This is a genomic window from Amycolatopsis sp. NPDC051128, assembly GCF_040682715.1.
Taxonomy (GTDB): domain Bacteria; phylum Actinomycetota; class Actinomycetes; order Mycobacteriales; family Pseudonocardiaceae; genus Amycolatopsis.
Map to the genome: position 1 here is coordinate 52,359 of NZ_JBFBBN010000008.1, position 19,172 is coordinate 71,530.

The following is a 19,172-nucleotide window of genomic DNA, read 5'->3' on the forward strand; positions in this document are numbered from 1 at the left end:
GGGTTCCATGACAGAGCCCTCCCGGCGCAAAACCGGAAGGGCCCTGACGCGGGAGACGCTAGCTCACTCCTCGGACTTGCCCGACTTCAGGCCCGACGAGATCAGGTCCATCACCGACGAGTCGGCCAGCGTGGTGACGTCGCCGACCTGCCGGTTCTCCGCGACGTCGCGCAGCAGCCGGCGCATGATCTTGCCCGAGCGCGTCTTCGGCAGCTCCGGCACGACCATGATCTGCCGCGGCTTCGCGATCGGCCCGATCTCCTTCGCGACGTGGTTGCGCAACGCCTGGATGGCCTCTTCGCCGCCGTCGACCGCGTTGCCGCGCAGGATGACGAACGCGACGATGCCCTGGCCGGTCGTCGGGTCGGTCGCGCCGACGACCGCGGCCTCGGCCACCGTCGGGTGCGAGACCAGCGCCGACTCGACCTCGGTCGTCGAGATCCGGTGCCCGGACACGTTCATGACGTCGTCGACGCGGCCCAGCAGCCAGACGTCGCCGTCGTTGTCGTACTTCGCGCCGTCGCCGGCGAAGTAGAAGCCCTGGTCCTTGAAGCGCGACCAGTAGGTGTCGCGGTAGCGCTCCTCGTCGCCCCAGATGCCGCGCAGCATCGACGGCCACGGCTTGTCGAGCACCAGGTACCCGCCACCGCCGGGACCGACCTCGTCGCCCTGGTCGTCGACGACCTTCGCGGAGATGCCCGGCAGCGCCTTCTGCGCCGAGCCCGGTTTGGTGGAGGTGACGCCCGGCAGCGGCGAGATCATGATCGCCCCGGTCTCGGTCTGCCACCACGTGTCGACGATCGGCGTCCGGCCCGCGCCGATGTTCTCCCGGTACCAGATCCACGCCTCGGGGTTGATCGGTTCGCCGACCGAACCCAGCACCCGCAGCGACGACAGGTCGTGCTTCTCTGGGATCTCGGCGCCCCACTTCATGAAGGTGCGGATCAGCGTCGGCGCCGTGTAGTAGATGGAGACCTTGTACTTCTGGACGATCTCCCAGTGCCGTCCCTCGTGCGGGGTGTTCGGCGTGCCTTCGTAGACCACCTGCGTCACGCGGTTCGCCAGCGGGCCGTAGACGATGTAGCTGTGGCCGGTGATCCAGCCGATGTCGGCGGTGCACCAGTAGACGTCCTCGCCGGCCTTGTGGTCGAAGACGTTGTGGTGCGTGTACGCGGTCTGCGTCAGGTAACCGCCGGACGTGTGCAGGATGCCCTTCGGCTTCCCGGTGGTCCCGGAGGTGTAGAGGATGAACAGCGGGTGCTCGCTGTCGAACGCCTCGGGAGTGTGCTCTTCGGACTGTCCGTCGACGAGTTCGTGCCACCACAGGTCGCGGCCGTCGGTCCACGGCACGTCGCCATCGAGTTTGTCGCCCGTGCGCTTGACGACGATGACCTTCTCGACGGTCTCGGCGCCTTCGAGGGCTTCGTCGACATTGGCCTTCATCGGCGCGGCCTTGCCACGGCGGAACTGGCCGTCGGAGGTGACCACGACCTTCGCGGCGGCGTCGTCGACGCGGGCCCGCAGCGCCGTCGGGGAGAAGCCGCCGAAGACGACGTTGTGCAGCGCGCCGATCCGTGCGCACGCGAGCATCGCGAAGATGGCCTCGGGCACCATCTGCAACTGGATCGCGACGACGTCGCCGGCGGTGACGCCCAGCGACGCGAGTGCGTTGGCGGCCTTGGAAACCTCGGTCTTCAGCTCGGCGTAGGTGATGTCCCGGGTGTCACCCGGCTCGCCGACCCAGTGGATCGCGACCTGGTCGCCGTGGCCGGACTCGACGTGCCGGTCGACGCAGTTGTAGGCGACGTTCAGCTTGCCGCCGACGAACCACTTGGCGAACGGCGCATTGGTCCAGTCCAGTACCGTGGTCCACTTCGTGTCCCACGTGAGCCGCTCGGCCTGCTTCGCCCAGAACGCTTCGCGGTCGGCGTCCGCTTCGGCGTAAAGATCGGCCTTCGCGTTGGCCTGGTCAGCGAATTCGTCACTGGGCGGGAAGGTACGGCTCTCGGTGAGCAGGTTGTCCAGGGCGGGGGACTGCTCGGTCATGGTTGCAAGGCCTCCTGCTGTAGTGCGCCGATCACCGGCTAGCGGCACGCTAGCGACGTTAGCCCGCCTTGTAAAAGGTTGCACCCACCTTGTCCGCCGGTCTACCGAGCCGCCCTGGCCAAGCGTTCGTTCAGCCGGGCTTTCGCGGCGGGCCACTCCGGGGCCAGCATCGAATACGTGACGGTGTCGCGCGAGGAGCCGTCCGGCCGGATCCGGTGCGCGCGCAGCACGCCTTCGCGAAGCGCGCCAAGCCGTTCGATGGCGCGTTGCGAGCGCAGGTTGCGAATGTCAGTCTCCCACGCGGCCCGTTGCGCGCCAAGGGTTTCGAACGCGTGGGTGAGCAGGAGCAGTTTCGCTTCGGTGTTCAGCCCGGTGCGCTGCCAGTCCGCGCCGAGCCAGGTGTGCCCGATCGAGAGGATCCGGTGCTTCGCCACGATCTGGTAGTACGACGTCGTCCCGGCGACGCGGCCGGAAGCGACGTCGATCTGCGCGAAGGGCCACCGGTCGGGGTCGGCGAGGGCCTGCTCGACCATCCGCTCGGCGGCCGGGAGGTCGGCGGGCTGCCGGCTGCTCAGCCACGCCCAGATGCCCGGGTCGGTGCCCGCCTCGAACAGGCCCTTGGCGTGCTCGGACGTCAGCGGCTCCAGACGCACGTGCTGCCCGGACAAGGTCGGTGGGGTGTTCCAGTCGCTCACGTGATCACCGTAAGACGAGTATTGGCTGCTTCGGATAGCCAATTTCCGAGCATTTCCAAAGTCCACTTTGGTGTTGCCTATGCTCGGCGGACACGACGGAAGGGGCGGGCTCGATGGCCGAAGAGCGGGAAGAGCTGAGCTGGGAGCTGTTCGGCACGGCGAGCCGTGAACTGGCTCACACCATCGCCGACGACGGCTTCGTGCCGGACCTCGTCCTGTCCATCGCCCGCGGCGGCCTGTTCGTCGCCGGCGCGCTCGGCTACGCGCTCGACGTGAAGAACCTGCACGTGATGAACGTCGAGTTCTACACGGGCGTCGACCAGCGCCTCGACCTGCCGGTGGTGCTGCCGCCGGTGCCCAACGTCGTCGACCTGACGAGCAAGAAGGTGCTGATCGCCGACGACGTCGCCGACACCGGCGCCACCCTCAAGCTCGTCCGCGACTTCTGCCTCGACCACGTCGCCGAGGTGCGCTCGGCGGTCGTCTACGAGAAGCCGCACTCCACGGTGAAGTGCGAGTACGTCTGGCGGCACACCGACCGGTGGATCAACTTCCCGTGGTCGGTGCTGCCGCCCGTGGTGCGGCGCGAAGGACAGGTGCTCGACGCATGAGCGACCCGCTGAAGCCCCTGCTCGACCTCGAAGGCGTCGCCGCGGCGGCGAAGTCCGCGCAGGACGCCGTGTTCGCGGTGCACCGACTCCCGGCCAACCTCCGCGGCGGCGCGGCGACGGCGGCCGAAGCCTCGGTGCGGGCCGCCCGCGCGTCCGCCGGCATCGAAGGCGCGAACCCGGAACTGCCCGCCGACGGCGCGGTCGACGACCCGGTCCTCGCCGGCGCGCTGCGCGTCGCGGAGACCCTGGAGTCGCTCCTCCCGACGTGGCGCCGGGCGCCGATGCAGGCGCTGGCGCGGCTGCACGTCCTGGCCGCGGCGGACCTCGTCGGCGACCCGGACGCGTTGGGGCGCCCGCATTCCGGCGGTGGCCGCCTGGAGATGCTGGCGCAGCTGGTGACCGGGGCGACGTCGGTGCCGGGCCCGGTCCTGACGGCCGTCGTGCACGGGGAACTGCTGGCGCTCAAGCCGTTCGGCAGCGCCGACGGCGTGGTGGCGCGAGCGGCCGCACGGCTGACGATGGTGGCGACGGGCCTGGATCCCAAGTCGTTGAGCGTGCCCGAGGTGATGTTCTTCCGCCGCGTGCCGCGCTATCTCGAAGCCGCCGAAGGATTCGCGGGCGGGACTCCGGAAGGTGTCCGCGCGTGGCTGCTCTTCTGCTGCGAAGCGTTCGAAGCGGGCGCGCGCGAAGCGAAGAGCATCTCGGACGCGGCTTCCTGACACTGCGACGGCGGTCGGCCGTCCGAACGGCGGTAGTCGGCGCGTCCCCGCCCGTGGTCTATTACGAAGGTCGTGGCGTGCGTGCGGGAGGGGTGGACTGCCCATGGGCCGGTCGCGGAAGTTCGGTGCTTTCCTGGCGGCAGTGCTCGCCGCGGCGGGCGGCGTGGTGGCCTCCGCGGGACCCGCGTCGGCTGCGGCCGCCGTCCAGACCTGTGTCGGCACCTGGGCGGTCACCTACGACCCGCCCATCACCAACACACCCCAGCTCGTGGCCGGTGTCCTCACCGGAACCTTCCCCGTCTGCACCGACCCGCAGGCCTTCAACGCGTCCTACAAGCAGGTGTTCACCGACGTGGTCTCTTGCACGACGCTGCTCAACGCGGGCTCGACGTCCCGCACGTACGTGTGGGGCAATCCGCTGGCCGCGCCGACCACCTTCACCTACAACTTCACGACGACCGTGGCCGCCGGTCAGGTCGTGGTCACCAACACGGGGGTGATCACGGCAGGGCGGTACGCGCCGGGCAGCGCGGTCCAGGTGGCCACGCTGGTGACGCCGGATGCCCTCGCGTGCGCGGGACCGGGTATCGGGAGTCTCACCGGCCCGACGACACTCACGATTTACGCGCCATGAGCTTTCGGCGTCAGGAAAGCTTCGCCGACCACTTCTCTTCGATCCGCCCGAACCGCCACACCGCCAGGGCGATGACCCACGTGAGCACGAACAGCCCGGCGATGCCGAACCCGACGTAGTCCAGGTTCACCGACGCGATCGCGGCCAGCGGCCCCGAAGTGATGGCCAGCTTCCCGGCCAGGATCGACACCAGCTCGATGGTCCCGACGACCAGCGCCACCGCGGCCGACAGCGCCGTCACCGTGATGTTGTAGAAGATCTTGCGCACCGGCTTCGCGGACGCCCAGCCGTAGGCGAAGATCATGAAGCAGCCGTCCACGGTGTCGAACAGGGTCATCCCCGCGGCGAACAGGATCGGCAGCACCAGGATCGCGTACCAGGGCAGCGCGAACGTCGCGGCGCCCGCGGCCAGCACGAGCAGCCCGATCTCGGTCGCGGTGTCGAAGCCCAGCCCGAACAGCAGCCCGACCGGGTAGATGTGCCACGGCTTGCGCACGGCCTTCGTCGCACCGCGCAGCAGCCGGTTCAGCACGCCCCGGTTGGCCAGCTGGCGTTCGAGCGCGGCTTCGTCGAACTCGCCGTGACGCATCCGCCGGAACACGCGCAGGATCCCGGCGAGCACGACGAGGTTCAGGATCGCGATCACGTACAGGAACACACCGGACACCGACGTCCCGATCAAGCCGGTGACTTCGTGCAGCGACGAGGAGCCGTCCTCGACCGGCCCGGCCAGGGCGCGGACGCCGAGGGAGAGCAGGAGGCACAGCGCGAAGACGATCGTCGAATGCCCGAGCGAGAACCAGAACCCGACCGACAGCGGCCGCTGCCCGTCGGCCATCAGCTTGCGGGTCGTGTTGTCGATCGCCGCGATGTGGTCGGCGTCGAACGCGTGCCGCATGCCGAGCGTGAACGCGGTGGCTCCGAGCCCGATCCCGAACACGCCGGACGTGCCCAGCGCGTAGTGCCGGGGCGCGACGAACATCGCCAGCACGACCCAGCCCACGACGTTGAGCAGCAGGACGACACCCGCCATCGCGCCGATCGACACCCGCTCGCGACGCGAAAGCCCGCGCCGCGCCGCCGCGCCCGTCATCGCCACCCCCGACCTCTCCTCCGAGAGGTTAGGCAGGTGAACCGGCGATGGGCAACGAGTGCCGGGCTCCGCCACCCGGGACCCGGGTCAGCTGGCCCGCACCCGCAGCGTGTCCAGCGCCTTGCGGACGTGGCCGCCGGACGTGTGGAGCGCCTTCGCCGCGCTCGTCACGTCCGAGCCCGACAGCAGGTGCACCAGCGCCACCTTGAGGTCGCCTCCGGCCTCGGTGAGCGCGTCCGAGCAGTCCGCCATCGTCATGCCGGTGGCCTCCTGCAGGATCCGGATGGTCCGGCCGCGCAGCTTCGCGTTGGTGGCCCGCATGCTGACCATCAGGTTGGAGTAGGTCCGGCCGAGCTTGATCATCGTCGCCGTGGAGAACGACGTCAGGATCATCTTCTGCGCCGTGCCCGCCTTCATCCGGGTCGAGCCGGCGATCGCCTCCGGGCCGGTGTCGACGGCGATGAGCACGTCGACACCGACGGGCTTGGCGGCCATCGGGTTGCCCGAGACCAGCCCGGTCCGGGCACCCTGGCGCGCCGCCGCGGCCAGCGCGCCCAGCACGAACGGCGTCCTGCCCGACGCCGTCAGCCCGAGCACGAAGTCGCCGGGCTGCACCATCGCGGCCATCTCGGCGGCTCCCGCCGACGAGTCGTCCTCCGCGTTTTCGACGGCTTGGCGCAGGGCACGCTCGCCGCCGGCGTGATGCGCGATGAACCAGTCGCCCGGCACGTTGAACGTCGGCACCAGCTCGGCCGCGTCCAGGGTGGCCAGCCGCCCCGACGTCCCCGCGCCGACGTAGTGCACCCGGCCACCGGCCCGCAGGGCGTCGACCGCGTAGTCCACCGCGCGTGCCACCTGGGGCAGCACCGCGGCGACGGCACCGGGGACCGTGCGGTCCTCGGCGTTGATCGCGCCCAGGATCCCCGCGGTGGACATCAGGTCGATGTCCGTGGTGCGGGGATTGCGGGTCTCGGTCGGCGAATCGACGTGCACCGCCTGCACGGGGACGGTCATCATGCGCCTCACCTTTTCTCCGGTCATTACTTGCCGGTTTCCCGCGGACGGCGACGACCGTCCGGCCTGACCCCCAAGCGATGCGAGCCGACCGCGTCCCTGGTGGCGTCCAAGGCGTTGACCGACGCGTCCATGTGCCGCTGCGCGACACCGATGAACAGGCAGTCGATGACCGTGAGCTGGGCGATCCGGCTTGCCGTCGCCCCCGAACGGAACGTGGTTTCCCGGGCGGCCGTGGTCAAAACGTAGTCGGCGACCTCGGTGATCGGGGACCGCGGGAAGTTCGTCACGGCGATGGTGATCGCGCCGTGCTCGCGGGCCACCCGCAGCGCCTCGACGGTGTCGGTGGTCGCACCGGTGTGCGAGACGCCGATCGCGACGTCACCGGGGCTCAGCACCGCGGCCGAGGTGAGCATGATGTGCGTGTCCGACCATGCGAAGCACACGCGGCCGATGCGGTGCAGCTTCTGCTGCAGGTCCGCGGCGACGTACGCGCTGGCGCCCACGCCGTAGACGTCGACGCGGCCGGCGTTCGCGACGACCTCGATCACGCGCTCCAGCGTGGCGACGTCGAGCTGTTCCGCCGTCTCCTCGACCGCCCGCGCGTCGGCGAAGCTGACCTTGCCGATCACGGCGGCCAGGTCGTCCTCCGGGCCGATCTCGCCGCCGAGGTTGCGTGAGCTGCGCGCCTCGGTGCGGGCGGTGTCCGCGGCCAGCGCGATGCGCAGCTGCGGGTACCCGCCGACGCCGACGGCCTTGCAGAACCGCGTCACCGTGGTCTCGCTCGTGTTGGCGGCCAGGGCCACCTCGGTGATGCTGCGTCTCGCCACGTGGGCGGGATCCTCCAGCACCACCTTGGCCACGCGCTGCTCGGCGCGGGCCAGGCCGGGGAGCAGAGACCGGATCCGCACCAGCGGACTGGAGTCGGCGTCTCGCACCGTCGACTGGACCGATACGGGCTCGGACAGTGCCGGGCCGGTTACGGATTCGGTATCACTCACCGTCGGAAAGTTACTAACCGTTGGCATTTGCGACAAGGCTAACCACACCCTTCGGTACGATCGCAACCCGTCCGTGTCTGCGGATCTCGATTTGCGATTAATCGTTGACCAGAAAGTCGCCAACAGGGTCGACCTTGTTAACGAGGTCAAGCTAACGACTTGGCAACTTAGTGTCGCGGTGCAAGCGGCAAGGAGACGGTAAACTCCGGCAAATGGTCGACGGCGAGCGATAGTCCCGTCACCGAGCGCTCAACTGCCAACCCTCTGCGACGAAAGCGGCAGGGTTCCGTTCACCGTCGAGGAGTGATCGGCCGCTCTCGGTGACTTTCACACCGTCGACCGAAACTCCTCGTCCCGTGTAACTCGGGTCGGTGCTGTAACGCCATCGGAGGCTCACCGCCGCGCCCTGCGGCAGCGCGCCCGCCGCCTTCCACCAGGCACGGTGTCCGTGCCCGGAGAGCGACGTCACGTTTCCGGAGGGTGCTCCCGGGCCGAAAACCGATAGCGCGATCGGTTGCCAGTTCACCCCGTCGGTGGTGACCTGCAGCTGGAGTGGATCAGTGTTTCCTTCGGTGTCCACGAAAGTGTAGAACGTTACCCGCGCTTGATCACTTTGCGTAGTAAATGCGCGAGTACTGAGCGTGGCGATGCTGGCGTTACCCAGCGTGCTCGTCCAGGCGTCCTTCCCGACGGCCGGCCGCACAGCCATGGCCCTGGCCAGCGACGTCGCCCACACCTGGCGGGCGGTGTTGATCGAGCCCCAGGTCCGGGTCGGGTGCACCCGGTTGGTGAGCAGGATCGCGAACGAGCGCGACTCGGGATCGATGACCAGCGTCGTCCCGGTGAAGCCGGTGTGCCCGGCGGTGACCGGCGACGCCAGCGCGCCCATGTACCAGGGCTGGTCGAGCTCGAAGCCCAGGCCGTGCGAGTCGTCCGGGAACTGCTGGTTGTAGTTCGTCAGCAGCTGCCGGACGGTGTCCTCGCCCAGGATCCGGTGCCCGCGGTAGCTGCCGCCGTTGAGGATCGTCTGGGCCAGCACCGCCATGTCGCTCGCGGTGCTGAACACCCCGGCGTGCCCCGCGACACCGCCGAGCGACCACGCGTTTTCGTCGTGCACGCTGCCGCGGACCATCCCGCGCGGCGGGGTGGCCTCGAACTCCGTCGCGGCGATCCGGTTCAGCTTCGCCGCGGGCGGGTTGTAACCGGTGTCGGCCATGCCGAGCGGCGCGGCGATCCGGTCGTGGACGACCTTGTCCAACGACTTGCCGGTCAGCTTTTCGACGATGAAGCCGAGGGTGAGCAGGTTGATGTCGGAGTAGAGGTACGTCGTGCCCGGCTTGTTCTTCAGCGGGCTGTCGAGCACGGCCTGGCGGCGCGACGGGATGTCCGGGTAGCCCTTCCACAGCGACGGCACCGGGTCGGCGTCGAACCCGGAGGTGTGCGTGAGCAGCATCTTGACCGTGATGGCGGCCTTGTCGCCGGTCGCGAACTCGGGGAAGAAGCGGGAGACCGGGGTGTCGATGGTGAGCTGCCCGCGCTCGGCCAGCTGCAGCACGGCGATCGAGGTGAACAGCTTCGAGATCGACGCCATGTCGAAGATCGTGTCGTTCCGCATCGGGACCTGCTGGTCCGCCGGAAGCTCGGTGCCCGCGGCGTCGGCGTACCGCAGCGCGCCACCGACCGCGTACCGGTCGACGACCACGCCGTCGTGCGCCAGCAGCCCGACCGCCCCGGAGAAGTGCGGGTGGCCGGTGGCGTCCGGCTTCGTCCAGCTCGCCAGGAAGTCCTCGGCCGCCTTGATCGGCGCCGGGTCGAGGTCGACCTCTCGCGGAGTCCCGTCGCGCAGGGTCGTCCACGGCGGGGCAAAACCCTGCTGCGGCCGGTCGAAGCGGCCGGCGTCGTGGCTTCCGGTGATGGCGCTGGCTCCCGAGTCCGACACAGTCAACGTGGTCAGCGCGACCAGCACTCCGGCGGCCGCGGTGAGGACCTTCCTAGCACGCACGAGTCTCCCCCTCAGCGGTAGAGCAGGTAGCGGCGACGTTTCCGGTCGAACTCGGCCAGCTCGGCCCGCCAGGCCCCGGTGACCTCGTCGACGCCCGCGCCGGCGTCGACCATGGTGCGGAGGCGGTCGGACCCGGAGAGCTTGTCGATGTAGTTGTCGGGGCGCCAGGCGAAGACGTCCGAGTGCAGCGCCTTCGCCGTGACGAGCATGGCGACCGCCGTCCGGATCGCGTCGAAGGCCCGTGGATCGGTGACGCTCAGCTGCACGCCACCGCAGGTCTGGTTGACGAACTTGCTGAACGTCGGCACGAAGTAGATCTCGCGGAACCGGGTGCCGGGCAGAGCGAGGTCTTCGAGCTTCTCTCGCCAGCGCCAGTCGAGCCCGGGCGCGCCGATGATCTCGAACGGCCGCGTCGTGCCGCGGCCCTCGGAGAACACCGTGCCTTCGAACATGCCGGTGCCCGGGTAGACGAGCGCGGTGTCGGGGGTGGGCATGTTCGGGCTCGGCAGCACCCAGTTCAGCCCGGTCTGCGCGAAGAACGTGTCGCGTTGCCAGCCGCGGACCTGGACGACCTCAAGCTTCGCGAGCCGCACGCCTTCGCCGGGAAGGAACTCCTCGGCGAAGAAGCGGGCGAGCTCGCCGACGGTCATGCCGTGTTGCTGGGCGATCGGCTTCCGCCCGATCCCGGAGGCGAACTTCGGGTCGAGCACCGGCCCGGCCGCCCGGCCGCCGAGCGGGTTCGGCCGGTCGAGCACGACGAAGGCGGCTTGGGTCTTGGCCGCGGCGACCATCGCGGTGTAGAGCGACCAGATGTAGGTGTAGAAGCGCGCGCCGACGTCGGCGATGTCGAAGACGACCGTGTCGACGCCCGCCTTGGTGAACAGCGAAGCGAGCTTCGTCGCGTCGACGCCGTACGCGTCGTACACCGGTATGCCGGTGCGCGGGTCGGTGTAGTCGCCCTCGGACCCGCCGGCCTGCGCGCTGCCGCGGAAGCCGTGTTCGGGCCCGAAGGCGGCCACCGGCTTCACGCCGGCGGCGACCATCGAGTCGACGATGTGGTCACCGTTCAGCAGCACCCCGGTCGGGTTCGACAGCACGCCGAGTTTGCGGCCCTTGAGGGACCGCCAGCCCTGCGCGGCCAGCTGCTCCGCGCCGGTCAGGACGCGGCCCGGGTGCGCCGCGGTTTCCGGCTGCGCCTGGGTTTCCGGCTGCGCCCCGGCCACGGCGGAGCCGCCCGCCAGGAGCGGGACCGCGAGCGCGCTCGCGCCGAGGAAGTGGCGCCGGTTCACGTTCACCACGTCAGCCCGTGGCCGAACGGGTACTTCACGGTGTGCACGTCGGCCCCCGCCGGGATGTCGACCGGCAGCTTCCCGACCGGCTTCGTTTCGCCGAGGATCACCTTGGTCAGTGCTTCCAGGGTCGGCGTGATGTAGCCGTAGGTGGCCAGCCAGGTCTTCACGGTGGTCGGGTACCCCGCGTCGTACGGGATCTGCGCGGCGACCGCGACGACCGGCTTCCCGGTGGCCTGCAGGGCGTCGACCAGCTTGGTCTGCAGGGGGAAGCCGCCGATGTTGTTGGTCAGCACGACGACGAGGTCGACGTTCCCGGCGTTGGCGGCCGCCTGCGCGATCTGGGCGTCCGTGGGGGCCTGACCGGTCTGGTACGCGGTCGCGGCCGTGCCGTGGGCGGTCAGTTTCCGCGCGAGCGCCGCCGTCGTGGAGACGCCCCAGCCGGTGACGAGCGCCGTCGCGGGCTTCTGCTTCAGCGGCAGGAGGCCGGCGTCGTTCGCGATGGCCGTGATGCCGCGGTCGGCGATGTCCTGCGCGGTCTTGAGGCTCGACGGCGTGCCGACGCTCTTCATCACCTTGTTCGGGTCGACGAACGGCGAGAACAGGATGCCGCGCTTGAACTTCAGCTTCAGCACGCGCAGCACGCTCTGGTCGATCCGCTGCATCGGGATGTCTCCGGACTTCACGGCGTTGAGCACGGAGTTGATCGCGACGTCGAGGTGCACTGGCATGAGCAGCTGGTCGACGCCCGCCTTGAGGGCGAGCACCGGGATCTCGGCGTCGCTGTGCAGCTGGCGGACGCCCTGCATCTCGAGCGAGTCGGTGATCACGACGCCGCCGTAGCCGAGTTCGCCGCGCAGCTTGCCGGTGATGATCGGCTTCGACAGCGTCGCGGGTTCGAGCGACGGGTCGAGGCTCGGGAACTGGATGTGCGCGCTCATGATCGAGTCGACGCCGGTCGCGATGGCGGCCTTGAACGGCGGCACGTCGGTGGCCCGCCACTGCGCCTCGGTGCTGTCGATCCGCGGCAGCCCGGTGTGGCTGTCGGTCGGCGCGGCGCCGTGCCCGGGGAAGTGCTTGGCGGTCGCCGCGACGGTCTTCTGGAAGCCCTTGACCTCGGCGGTGACGAAGTCACTGGCCAGGCCGGGCTGCCCGGAGAAGGACCGGACGCCGATGACCGGGTTCACGGGGTTGGAGTTGACGTCCGAATCGGGCGCGAAGTCCTGGTTGATGCCGACGGCGCGCAGTTCGCGGCCGAGGATCGCCGCGGCCTCCGTCGCGCGCCCGGTGTCCCGGCCGGCCGAGATGGCCATGGCGTTGGGGAACTCGGTGGCCGGCGCGCCCATCCGCGTCACCGTGCCACCCTCCTGGTCGGCGGCGATCTGCAGCGGGATGTGCGCCCCGCTCGTGATGGCGGCTTTTTGGAGGCCGTTGGACAGCTTCGCGACCTGTACGGGGTCGTCGAAGTTGTCGCGCGAGTCGTTGTTGAAGTAGATGACGCCGCCCAGGTGGTACTTCTGGATGACCTGCGCCGGGGTGTCGACGCCGAAGTCCGCCTGGTTCTTCGGGTTCACCTCGTCGGCCGTCTTGCCGTTCACCCACGTGACGAACAGCTGCCCGACCTTCTGCTCGAGCGACAGCCCGCGCAGTGCCTGTGTCGCCGCGGCGGCCGCCTGCGCGTCCGCGCTCACCCGCGGCGCGCTCGCGGCGGTCGCGACACCCACACCGGTGAGGGCGAGCACCCCCGCGACGGGCAGGGCGAGCGCATGGAACCTCCGATTTCGGGTCGTCACGACCAGCCTCCCAGAAAGTTGCGGGCGCCCGGCGTACGTGAGAAGTCCACTCGGAGGCGCCAGTATCGGGAAGCTACTCACCGAATCCGTCGCTGTCCATCGACCGACCGCACCAACGGTCCAGTCGTGCCCGGATCGGTAGGAAACTCGCCGTTCGCAACATGGGCGGCGCGTTTCGGGCACCGCCGCGGTGCCGAGAGATCGCGCGAGTTCCGTCTTCAATCACGCGAGTTACGGCTTCGATCACGCGAGATCGGTTCTTGCCCACACGCGATGCCCCTCCGAACACGCGTGATGCCCCTCCAGACACGCGTGATGCCCCGCTGGTCACATGTGATGTCCGCACACTCGGCGCCGCCACCGGCGTGTCCCACCTGCCGCATAGATGAGGCGGCGCCCATGGCCGAGGGCCACGGGCGCCGCCTGCAAGCGCGAACTTCTCGGGCGACCAAGCGTGCAACTCTGGTCGTACCTACATGGACTCGGCGTGTGGCGTCCCACTACGCAGTCCCTAGACGACGAGCCTCCCGCGGCGCGCTGCGCGTGGGTACCCGGAGTCCGCGCACGGAGGTTTGCCGGGGTGGAACAGGCTTCTCTTCTACCTGCTCCCTGGCCGACCGAACGTCCGCACCTACTTTCTACGCCGTGAGCCCGATCACTTCAAGTGCGCGGACGGGTGCACCGGTACAGAGGCTGGATCGGGTGACACCGGCACCCTGCGCGACGGACAATTCGGGGCTGGGCCAAGCAAAGTGGAGGCCGTACGGCCGGGTGGGTGGCCGCGTCGCGGTTATCGGGACCGCCGGCGACGGCTGAGGCTGTACCAGGTCGCGCCGGCGGCCACCGCGCCGACACCGAGAGCCACGATTCCCGCCGATCGGGTCGGGATCCGGGTGCGCAGGGACATGGGCCGGTCGAAGGCCAGGATCGGCCAGCCGCGGTCGAGGGCCTCGCGCCGCAGGAGCTTGTCCGGGTTGACCGCGTGCGGGTGCCCGACGACCTCGAGCAGCGGGATGTCGGTGCTCGAGTCGGTGTAGGCGAAGCACTCGGCGAGGTCGTAGCCGTTGGTCGCGGCGAGCTGCTTCGCGGCGACGGCTTTGTTGGCGCCGTAGCAGTAGAAGTCGACCTCGCCGGAGTAGCGGCCGTCCACGATCTGCATCCGGGTGGCGACGCTCCGGGTCGCGCCGAGCATCTCCGCCACCGGCGCGACGACCTCCTCGCCGGTCGCCGACAGCACGATGACGTCGTGCCCGTCCGCGCGATGGCGCGCGATCAGCTCCGCCGCCTCCGCGTACACGAGCGGGTCGACGACGTCGTGCAGCGTTTCGCGGACGATCGCCGAAACCTGCGCGACGTCCCAGCCGGTGCACAGCGCGGAAACCTCGGCGCGCAGCCTTTCGGTCTTGTTTTCGTCGGCGCCGGCGAGCGAGAACACCAGTTGCGCGTAGGCGCTGCGCAACGCGGCGCGACGGTTGATCAGTCCTTCTCTGAGCAATGGTTTGCTGAACGCCAGCGCGCTCGACGAGGCGATGATCGTCTTGTCCAGGTCGAAGAACGCGGCCACCGCGTGCTCCGGGCCCGGGTTCCGGATGCGCGACGGCGCGCTGCTCGGTTCGGCCACCCGCCCAGGATAGAGCTTGATCGTGGCGCGTCCCGTTGATCCACCACGCACGCGCCGAGCCGCCGGAAAATCCATGACAGGAAGGCACTTCCGGCGCGCTGTGCCGTTACCGAACTGTGTGCCTCGTCCGGCGCGCGAACCCGCGCCCAGCGGAGTTACAGTGAGGGAGCCCGGTGTCCAACCGGGCTGGTTCAGTCCGACCCCCCGGGGCTGAACCCACGGCGGCCCCCGTCCCTCCCCCCTGGCGGGGGCCGCCCTCTTACCTTCCGTTTGCTTTCGAACGCGGAAGTTCGCCGCGCCCCCGCCGCACGTGCGTCACGGGCGGGCGCGATCCTGCCACAGCCCACCGACAGAGCCGGCCCGCGAGCCGGTTCCGGGCGGCAGTTGTCCACAACACCCCGGTTGTCCACAGCCGGGCGCCCGACCCGTTGTGCCGCCACCCCGCCGACCGCGACGGTGGAAGCCGGGCCACCCACGGCCCGCACCGACGACGGGGGAGGAACGCATGGCGGGGGAACGACCGCTGGTGGTGGCCGCGGACGAAACCGTGCTCGACGAGATACTGCGCGTGGCCGCGGTGGCGGGCTGCGAACTCGAGCGCGCACCGGACCTGACGGCGGCCCGCGAGCACTGGGCCCGCGCGCCACTGGTTGTCCTCGACGAAGAAACCGCGCAGCTGCCACCCGCCCTGCCCCGGCGCGGCGGGGTGCTCCTGGTCTGCAAGGGCAGCCCGGGACCGAAGACGTGGGAGCACGCGTTCCGCCGGAGTGTCGAGCGCGTGATCTCGCTGCCCGACGAGGAGACCGAACTCGCGGGCGCGTTCGCCGACGTCGTCGAGACTCCGGCGGAGGAGGCCGGCCTGGTGCTCGGCGTGGTCGGCGGCCGTGGCGGCGCGGGCGCGTCCGTCTTCGCCGCGACGCTGGCGTTGGCGGCCGATCACGATCCCGGCGGCGCCCTGCTGGTGGACTGCGACCCGCTGGGCGGTGGCCTGGATTTGTTGCTCGGCTTGGAAAAGACGCCGGGGCCACGCTGGTCGGAGGTGCGGCTCAGCGGCCGCGTCTCGGTGCCGGCGCTGGCCGCCGCCCTCCCGCAACGAGGACATCGCGGCGGCAGCCTGCCGGTGCTGGCGTGCGGCCGCGAGGGCGAGGGTCCGGCGGTCGAGTCGCTGTCGGCGGTCCTCGCCGCCGGCCGCCGCTCGGGCCGCACGGTGGTGTGCGATCTCCCGCGCACCCTCGGCGACGCGACCGCGGAAGCGGTCACGGTGGCCGATCTGGTGGTACTGGTGGTGCCGATCGAATTCCGCGCGTGCATGGCGGCGAAGCAGGTCCTGCGCCCGCTGTCGAAACTGACTGCCCGTCTCGGCGTGGTCGCGTGTGGACGGTCCCGCGGCGGCGTCTCGCCCGCTCAGATGGCAGGCCTCCTCGGCCCGCCCTTGCTGGCCTCGATGCTCCCGCAGCGCGGCCTGGGCGCGGCGGTGGAGCGAGGCGAGTTCCCCACGAAGCCGACGGGCCCGCTGGCCTCGGCGGCGGTGGATGTCCTGGCGGTGGCCCGCCGCGAAGCCCGGGCGGCGTCCCGATGACCGCGGCCGGCCACCTCCGCCCACTGGGCGCTCCGATCAGAGTGGGCGATCTCCTCCTGCCGACGATCCTGACCCTGGCGGGCCGTGGCTCGGTGAGCGCGAAGAACTTCTTGACGTTGTTGACATCCCCGACCAAGCCGGCTCAGCCGAACCACCTCGAGGAGGCCACCCGATGATCACCAGTATCGGTCCCCGTCGCCCGTCGGCGGGCACCCGAGTGACGGCCAGGGCCGGCCGCGTTCACCACGGCCGTTCGCATCCGACGTCCGGCACCACCCCGCCAGGCGCGGCAACCCACCCCAAGACCCGTCTCCGCTCTTCCCCGGCATCAGCTCTCGTCACGAGCAGCCGCCCACCGGCCGGGGAGGTGAACCCATGACCACCGACTTCGTGGACCGCGTCCGCAATCGCCTGGCCGGCGACCGCCGCCGGGCCGACCCGGTCGCCGTCGCGATCGCCGTCCGCGCCGAAGCGGGAGGCGCCCTCGGCCACGACGCGGTGCTCGACGCGGCTCGCCAAGCCCGTGACGAGTTCGTCGGCGCCGGCCCGCTGGCCCCGCTCCTCGACGACCCGGCGACCACCGACGTGCTCGTCACCGGCCCGGACGAGGTCTGGACGGACGGCCCCGAAGGCCTCACTCGCACCGGAATCCGCTTCTCCGACGAGGAATCCGTCCGCCGCCTGGCCCAGCGCCTCGCCCTCGCGGCAGGCCGCCGGCTCGACGACGCCCAGCCCTTTGTGGACGGCTGGCTGCCCGGTTCCGGTCCCCACGGCCGGATCCGCGTGCACGCCGTCCTCTCTCCGATCGCGGCCGGCGGCACCTGCTTGTCCCTCCGCGTCCTCCGCCCGGCAACGCACGACCTCGCCACCCTCAGCGAACTCGGCGCGTTCGACGCGCGCGGCGCGGAGCTGTTACGGGCCGTCGTCGCGCGGCGCATGGCGTTCCTCGTCACCGGCGGCACCGGCGCGGGCAAGACCACGCTCCTGGCCGCGCTGCTCGGCGCGGTCGACCCCGGCGAGCGGATCGTTTGTGTAGAGGACGCCGGCGAACTGCAGCCCGCACACCCGCAGTTCGTCGGTCTCGTCGCTCGCCCGGCCAATGTGGAGGGTGCCGGTGCGGTCGGCCTGCCCGAACTGGTGCGCCAAGCACTGCGCATGCGGCCCGACCGGCTGGTGGTCGGCGAGGTCCGCGGTGCCGAGGTCGGCGCACTGCTCACCGCGCTGAACACCGGCCACGACGGCGGCGCCTGCACCGTCCACGCCAACTCCCCGGCGGAGGTGCCCGCCCGCATCGAGGCACTGGCCGCGCTCGGCGGCCTCGGCCGCGAGGCCGTGCACAGCCAGCTCGTCGCCGCCATCCGCGTGGTGCTCCACATGCGCCGCGAACCGGACGGCCGGCGGCGCCTCGCCGAAGTCGGCGTGCTCCGCGCCGAGCACGGCCGGGCCCGCGTGGTGCCGGTGTGGCGCGCGGGCCGCTGGACGGTCGACCGCCACCTGTTCGTCACCTCCGGGGCGATCGCGTGCTGAGCCTTCTGCTGGTCCGCATCGCCTTGCTGGTTTTCCCGCGCAGGCGAAGGAGACGCCGGTGATCACCCCGTGGGTCCCGCTCTGCGTGGGCGCGGCCATGGCGTGCTGGCCCGCGGCGCCGAACCGCCTCGAGGCCGCGGTCGAGCACCCCGCGACGCTCCGGATCCGGCTTCCCGAGGTGTGGGCCGTCATCCGATGGCTGCTCCCGGCAGCGCTCGGCGGCTTGCTCGCGGGGGTCGGCGGCGCGATCGCCGCCGGCGTGCTGACGCTGGCGTGGCGACAGGAATGGCGAGCCCACCGCTGTGCCGCCGCGGAACTCGCGATGGCCACCCACACCGCGACGGCGTTGCGGACGATGGTGGCCGAGCTGCGGTCCGGCGCCCACCCGGTGACGGCGGCGGAAGCGGCCGCGGAAGTCGTCCCGGCCGTGGCGGGTGACCTCCGCGCGTTGGCGGCGGCGGCCCGCCTCGACAGCGGGCTGCACGCGCCGGCACTTCCGGAGCTGGCGACCGCGTGGACGTTGAGCAGGCGCCACGGCCTGCCGATGGCCGACGTCCTCGACGCGGCCCGCCGTGACGCCGAAGCCGGTCTGGCGTTCGCACGCCGGATGCGCGCGAAACTGGCCGGGCCCCGGGCCAGCGCGGCGGTGCTCACCGGACTCCCGGCGTTGTGCGTGCTGCTCGGGCAGGCCATGGGTGCGGCCCCGCTGGCCGTGCTGGCCGGGAGCGCACCTGGGCAGCTGCTGCTGGTCGCCGGCAGCGTGCTGCTCTGGGCGGGAACGGCCTGGTGCCGTGCCCTGACCGGACGGGTGCGGATCCGATGAACGCGGTCGCACTCGTGCTCTTCGCCGGTGCTCTCCTCAGCTGGCCCGGCGACGCCGAGGTGGCGCGGCGGTTCAGCTGGCTGGCGGGCGGCCCGAAGGCTGAGCGTCTCCGCCCGTGGCATCGCGCGGTGCCGCACATCGCGACGACGCTGGGTGGCGCCTCGACGGCGATGCTGATCGGCGGGGTGGCCGGGGTGGTCGTCGGCGTGGTCGTGACCGCCGCCGGGTGGTGGGCGATCCGCCGCACCCGCCGGCCGCGAGCACCCACCGCGGACATCGCCGCCAGGCTCCGGCTCGCGGGGACGCTCGATCTCCTCGCCGCCTGCCTGCGCGCCGGGCTGCCCGTTCCTTCGGCTCTCGACGCCGTGGCCGGCACCGCGCCCGCCTCGGCGCGTGCGGCGCTGCACTCGACCGCGGGGCTGCTCGCGCTGGGCTCCCGTCCCGGCGAGGCCTGGACGCCGGTCCAGGCTGTCCCGGGCCTCGGCGAGCTGGCCGCAGCCGCGATCCGGACGTCCCGCTCGGGCGCCGCGTTCGCCACCGCGGCCGCCGACCTTGCCGGACGGTTCCGCGACGAGCTGGCCACCGAGGCGGAGGAGCGCGCCGAACGAGCCGGGGTGGCGCTCGCGCTCCCGGTCGGTCTGTGTTTCCTGCCCGCCTTCTTCTGCCTGGGCGTGCTGCCGGTCGTCCTCGGCCTGGCCGGACGTCTCGGCCCGCTCTTCTGACCA

General features: G+C 71.0%; 16 protein-coding genes. 7 read left to right on the plus strand and 9 right to left on the minus strand.

What is annotated here, in order from left to right:
* Positions 1–63: 63 nt before the first annotated feature.
* Positions 64–2,046, minus strand: coding sequence for an acetate--CoA ligase (gene acs / locus AB0M82_RS11495; protein WP_364720100.1), 1,983 nt, complete (start codon positions 2,044–2,046; stop codon positions 64–66).
* Between the two features lie 101 nt (positions 2,047–2,147).
* On the minus strand, positions 2,148–2,741 hold the full coding sequence (locus tag AB0M82_RS11500; RefSeq protein ID WP_364720103.1) for a GNAT family protein: 594 nt from the start codon (positions 2,739–2,741) through the stop codon (positions 2,148–2,150).
* 113 nt (positions 2,742–2,854) lie between these two features.
* Between AB0M82_RS11500 and AB0M82_RS11505 the strand changes: the two genes are divergently transcribed.
* From AB0M82_RS11505 to AB0M82_RS11515, 3 genes are all read left to right on the plus strand, one after another.
* Complete coding sequence (locus tag AB0M82_RS11505) at positions 2,855–3,352, plus strand: phosphoribosyltransferase (RefSeq protein WP_364720106.1); 498 nt, start codon at positions 2,855–2,857, stop codon at positions 3,350–3,352.
* Positions 3,349–4,071 (plus strand): oxidoreductase, encoded by a 723-nt coding sequence (locus AB0M82_RS11510; RefSeq protein ID WP_364720109.1) that lies wholly within the window; start codon positions 3,349–3,351, stop codon positions 4,069–4,071. The genes AB0M82_RS11505 and AB0M82_RS11510 overlap by 4 nt, the downstream gene beginning before the upstream one ends.
* Positions 4,072–4,174: 103 nt before the next feature.
* Entirely contained in the window at positions 4,175–4,705 is a 531-nt protein-coding gene (locus tag AB0M82_RS11515; RefSeq protein WP_364720111.1) for a hypothetical protein, read from the plus strand.
* Positions 4,706–4,715: 10 nt separating this feature from the next.
* Here the strand turns inward: AB0M82_RS11515 and AB0M82_RS11520 are convergent, their stop codons facing one another.
* The 7 genes from AB0M82_RS11520 to AB0M82_RS11550 all read right to left on the minus strand — a co-directional run bounded on the left by AB0M82_RS11520 (position 4,716) and on the right by AB0M82_RS11550 (position 14,518).
* Positions 4,716–5,798: a HoxN/HupN/NixA family nickel/cobalt transporter gene (locus AB0M82_RS11520; RefSeq protein ID WP_364720434.1), complete on the minus strand. Its 1,083-nt coding sequence runs from the start codon at positions 5,796–5,798 to the stop codon at positions 4,716–4,718.
* 87 nt (positions 5,799–5,885) lie between these two features.
* Positions 5,886–6,815, minus strand: coding sequence for an N-acetylmuramic acid 6-phosphate etherase (locus AB0M82_RS11525; RefSeq protein WP_364720114.1), 930 nt, complete (start codon positions 6,813–6,815; stop codon positions 5,886–5,888).
* A 23-nt stretch (positions 6,816–6,838) separates the two neighbouring features.
* Complete coding sequence (locus tag AB0M82_RS11530; protein WP_364720116.1) at positions 6,839–7,840, minus strand: MurR/RpiR family transcriptional regulator; 1,002 nt, start codon at positions 7,838–7,840, stop codon at positions 6,839–6,841.
* A 211-nt stretch (positions 7,841–8,051) separates the two neighbouring features.
* Complete coding sequence (locus tag AB0M82_RS11535; protein ID WP_364720437.1) at positions 8,052–9,779, minus strand: serine hydrolase; 1,728 nt, start codon at positions 9,777–9,779, stop codon at positions 8,052–8,054.
* Positions 9,780–9,826: 47 nt separating this feature from the next.
* On the minus strand, positions 9,827–11,110 hold the full coding sequence (locus tag AB0M82_RS11540) for a DUF1343 domain-containing protein (RefSeq protein ID WP_364720118.1): 1,284 nt from the start codon (positions 11,108–11,110) through the stop codon (positions 9,827–9,829).
* Positions 11,107–12,846 carry a glycoside hydrolase family 3 N-terminal domain-containing protein gene (locus tag AB0M82_RS11545; RefSeq protein ID WP_364720440.1) on the minus strand — a complete coding sequence of 580 codons (1,740 nt, stop codon included), beginning with the start codon at positions 12,844–12,846 and terminating at the stop codon, positions 11,107–11,109. Before AB0M82_RS11545 ends, AB0M82_RS11540 begins: the two co-directional genes overlap by 4 nt.
* An 841-nt stretch (positions 12,847–13,687) precedes the next feature.
* Positions 13,688–14,518: an HAD family hydrolase gene (locus AB0M82_RS11550; protein WP_364720120.1), complete on the minus strand. Its 831-nt coding sequence runs from the start codon at positions 14,516–14,518 to the stop codon at positions 13,688–13,690.
* A gap of 505 nt (positions 14,519–15,023) precedes the next feature.
* On the opposite strand from AB0M82_RS11550, the gene ssd reads away from it, so the two are divergent.
* The 4 genes from ssd to AB0M82_RS11570 all read left to right on the plus strand — a co-directional run bounded on the left by ssd (position 15,024) and on the right by AB0M82_RS11570 (position 19,169).
* Positions 15,024–16,097, plus strand: coding sequence for a septum site-determining protein Ssd (gene ssd, locus AB0M82_RS11555; protein WP_364720123.1), 1,074 nt, complete (start codon positions 15,024–15,026; stop codon positions 16,095–16,097).
* A 375-nt stretch (positions 16,098–16,472) separates the two neighbouring features.
* Positions 16,473–17,624: a TadA family conjugal transfer-associated ATPase gene (locus tag AB0M82_RS11560; RefSeq protein ID WP_364720125.1), complete on the plus strand. Its 1,152-nt coding sequence runs from the start codon at positions 16,473–16,475 to the stop codon at positions 17,622–17,624.
* 58 nt (positions 17,625–17,682) lie between these two features.
* On the plus strand, positions 17,683–18,447 hold the full coding sequence (locus AB0M82_RS11565; protein ID WP_364720126.1) for a type II secretion system protein: 765 nt from the start codon (positions 17,683–17,685) through the stop codon (positions 18,445–18,447).
* Positions 18,444–19,169, plus strand: a complete 726-nt coding sequence (locus AB0M82_RS11570; protein ID WP_364720129.1) for a type II secretion system F family protein — start codon at positions 18,444–18,446, stop codon at positions 19,167–19,169. The genes AB0M82_RS11565 and AB0M82_RS11570 overlap by 4 nt, the downstream gene beginning before the upstream one ends.
* Positions 19,170–19,172: the final 3 nt, after the last annotated feature.

Bases quoted from the DNA above. Each gene is read 5' to 3' on its own strand.
- AB0M82_RS11510 (WP_364720109.1), top strand. From the start codon at position 3,349: ATGAGCGACCCGCTGAAGCCCCTGCTCGACCTCGAAGGCGTCGCCGCG.
- AB0M82_RS11570 (WP_364720129.1), top strand. From the start codon at position 18,444: ATGAACGCGGTCGCACTCGTGCTCTTCGCCGGTGCTCTCCTCAGCTGG.
- AB0M82_RS11520 (WP_364720434.1), bottom strand. From the start codon at position 5,798: ATGACGGGCGCGGCGGCGCGGCGCGGGCTTTCGCGTCGCGAGCGGGTG.
- AB0M82_RS11560 (WP_364720125.1), top strand. From the start codon at position 16,473: ATGACCACCGACTTCGTGGACCGCGTCCGCAATCGCCTGGCCGGCGAC.
- ssd (WP_364720123.1), top strand. From the start codon at position 15,024: ATGGCGGGGGAACGACCGCTGGTGGTGGCCGCGGACGAAACCGTGCTC.
- AB0M82_RS11525 (WP_364720114.1), bottom strand. From the start codon at position 6,815: ATGATGACCGTCCCCGTGCAGGCGGTGCACGTCGATTCGCCGACCGAG.
- acs (WP_364720100.1), bottom strand. From the start codon at position 2,046: ATGACCGAGCAGTCCCCCGCCCTGGACAACCTGCTCACCGAGAGCCGT.
- AB0M82_RS11515 (WP_364720111.1), top strand. From the start codon at position 4,175: ATGGGCCGGTCGCGGAAGTTCGGTGCTTTCCTGGCGGCAGTGCTCGCC.
- AB0M82_RS11530 (WP_364720116.1), bottom strand. From the start codon at position 7,840: ATGCCAACGGTTAGTAACTTTCCGACGGTGAGTGATACCGAATCCGTA.
- AB0M82_RS11505 (WP_364720106.1), top strand. From the start codon at position 2,855: ATGGCCGAAGAGCGGGAAGAGCTGAGCTGGGAGCTGTTCGGCACGGCG.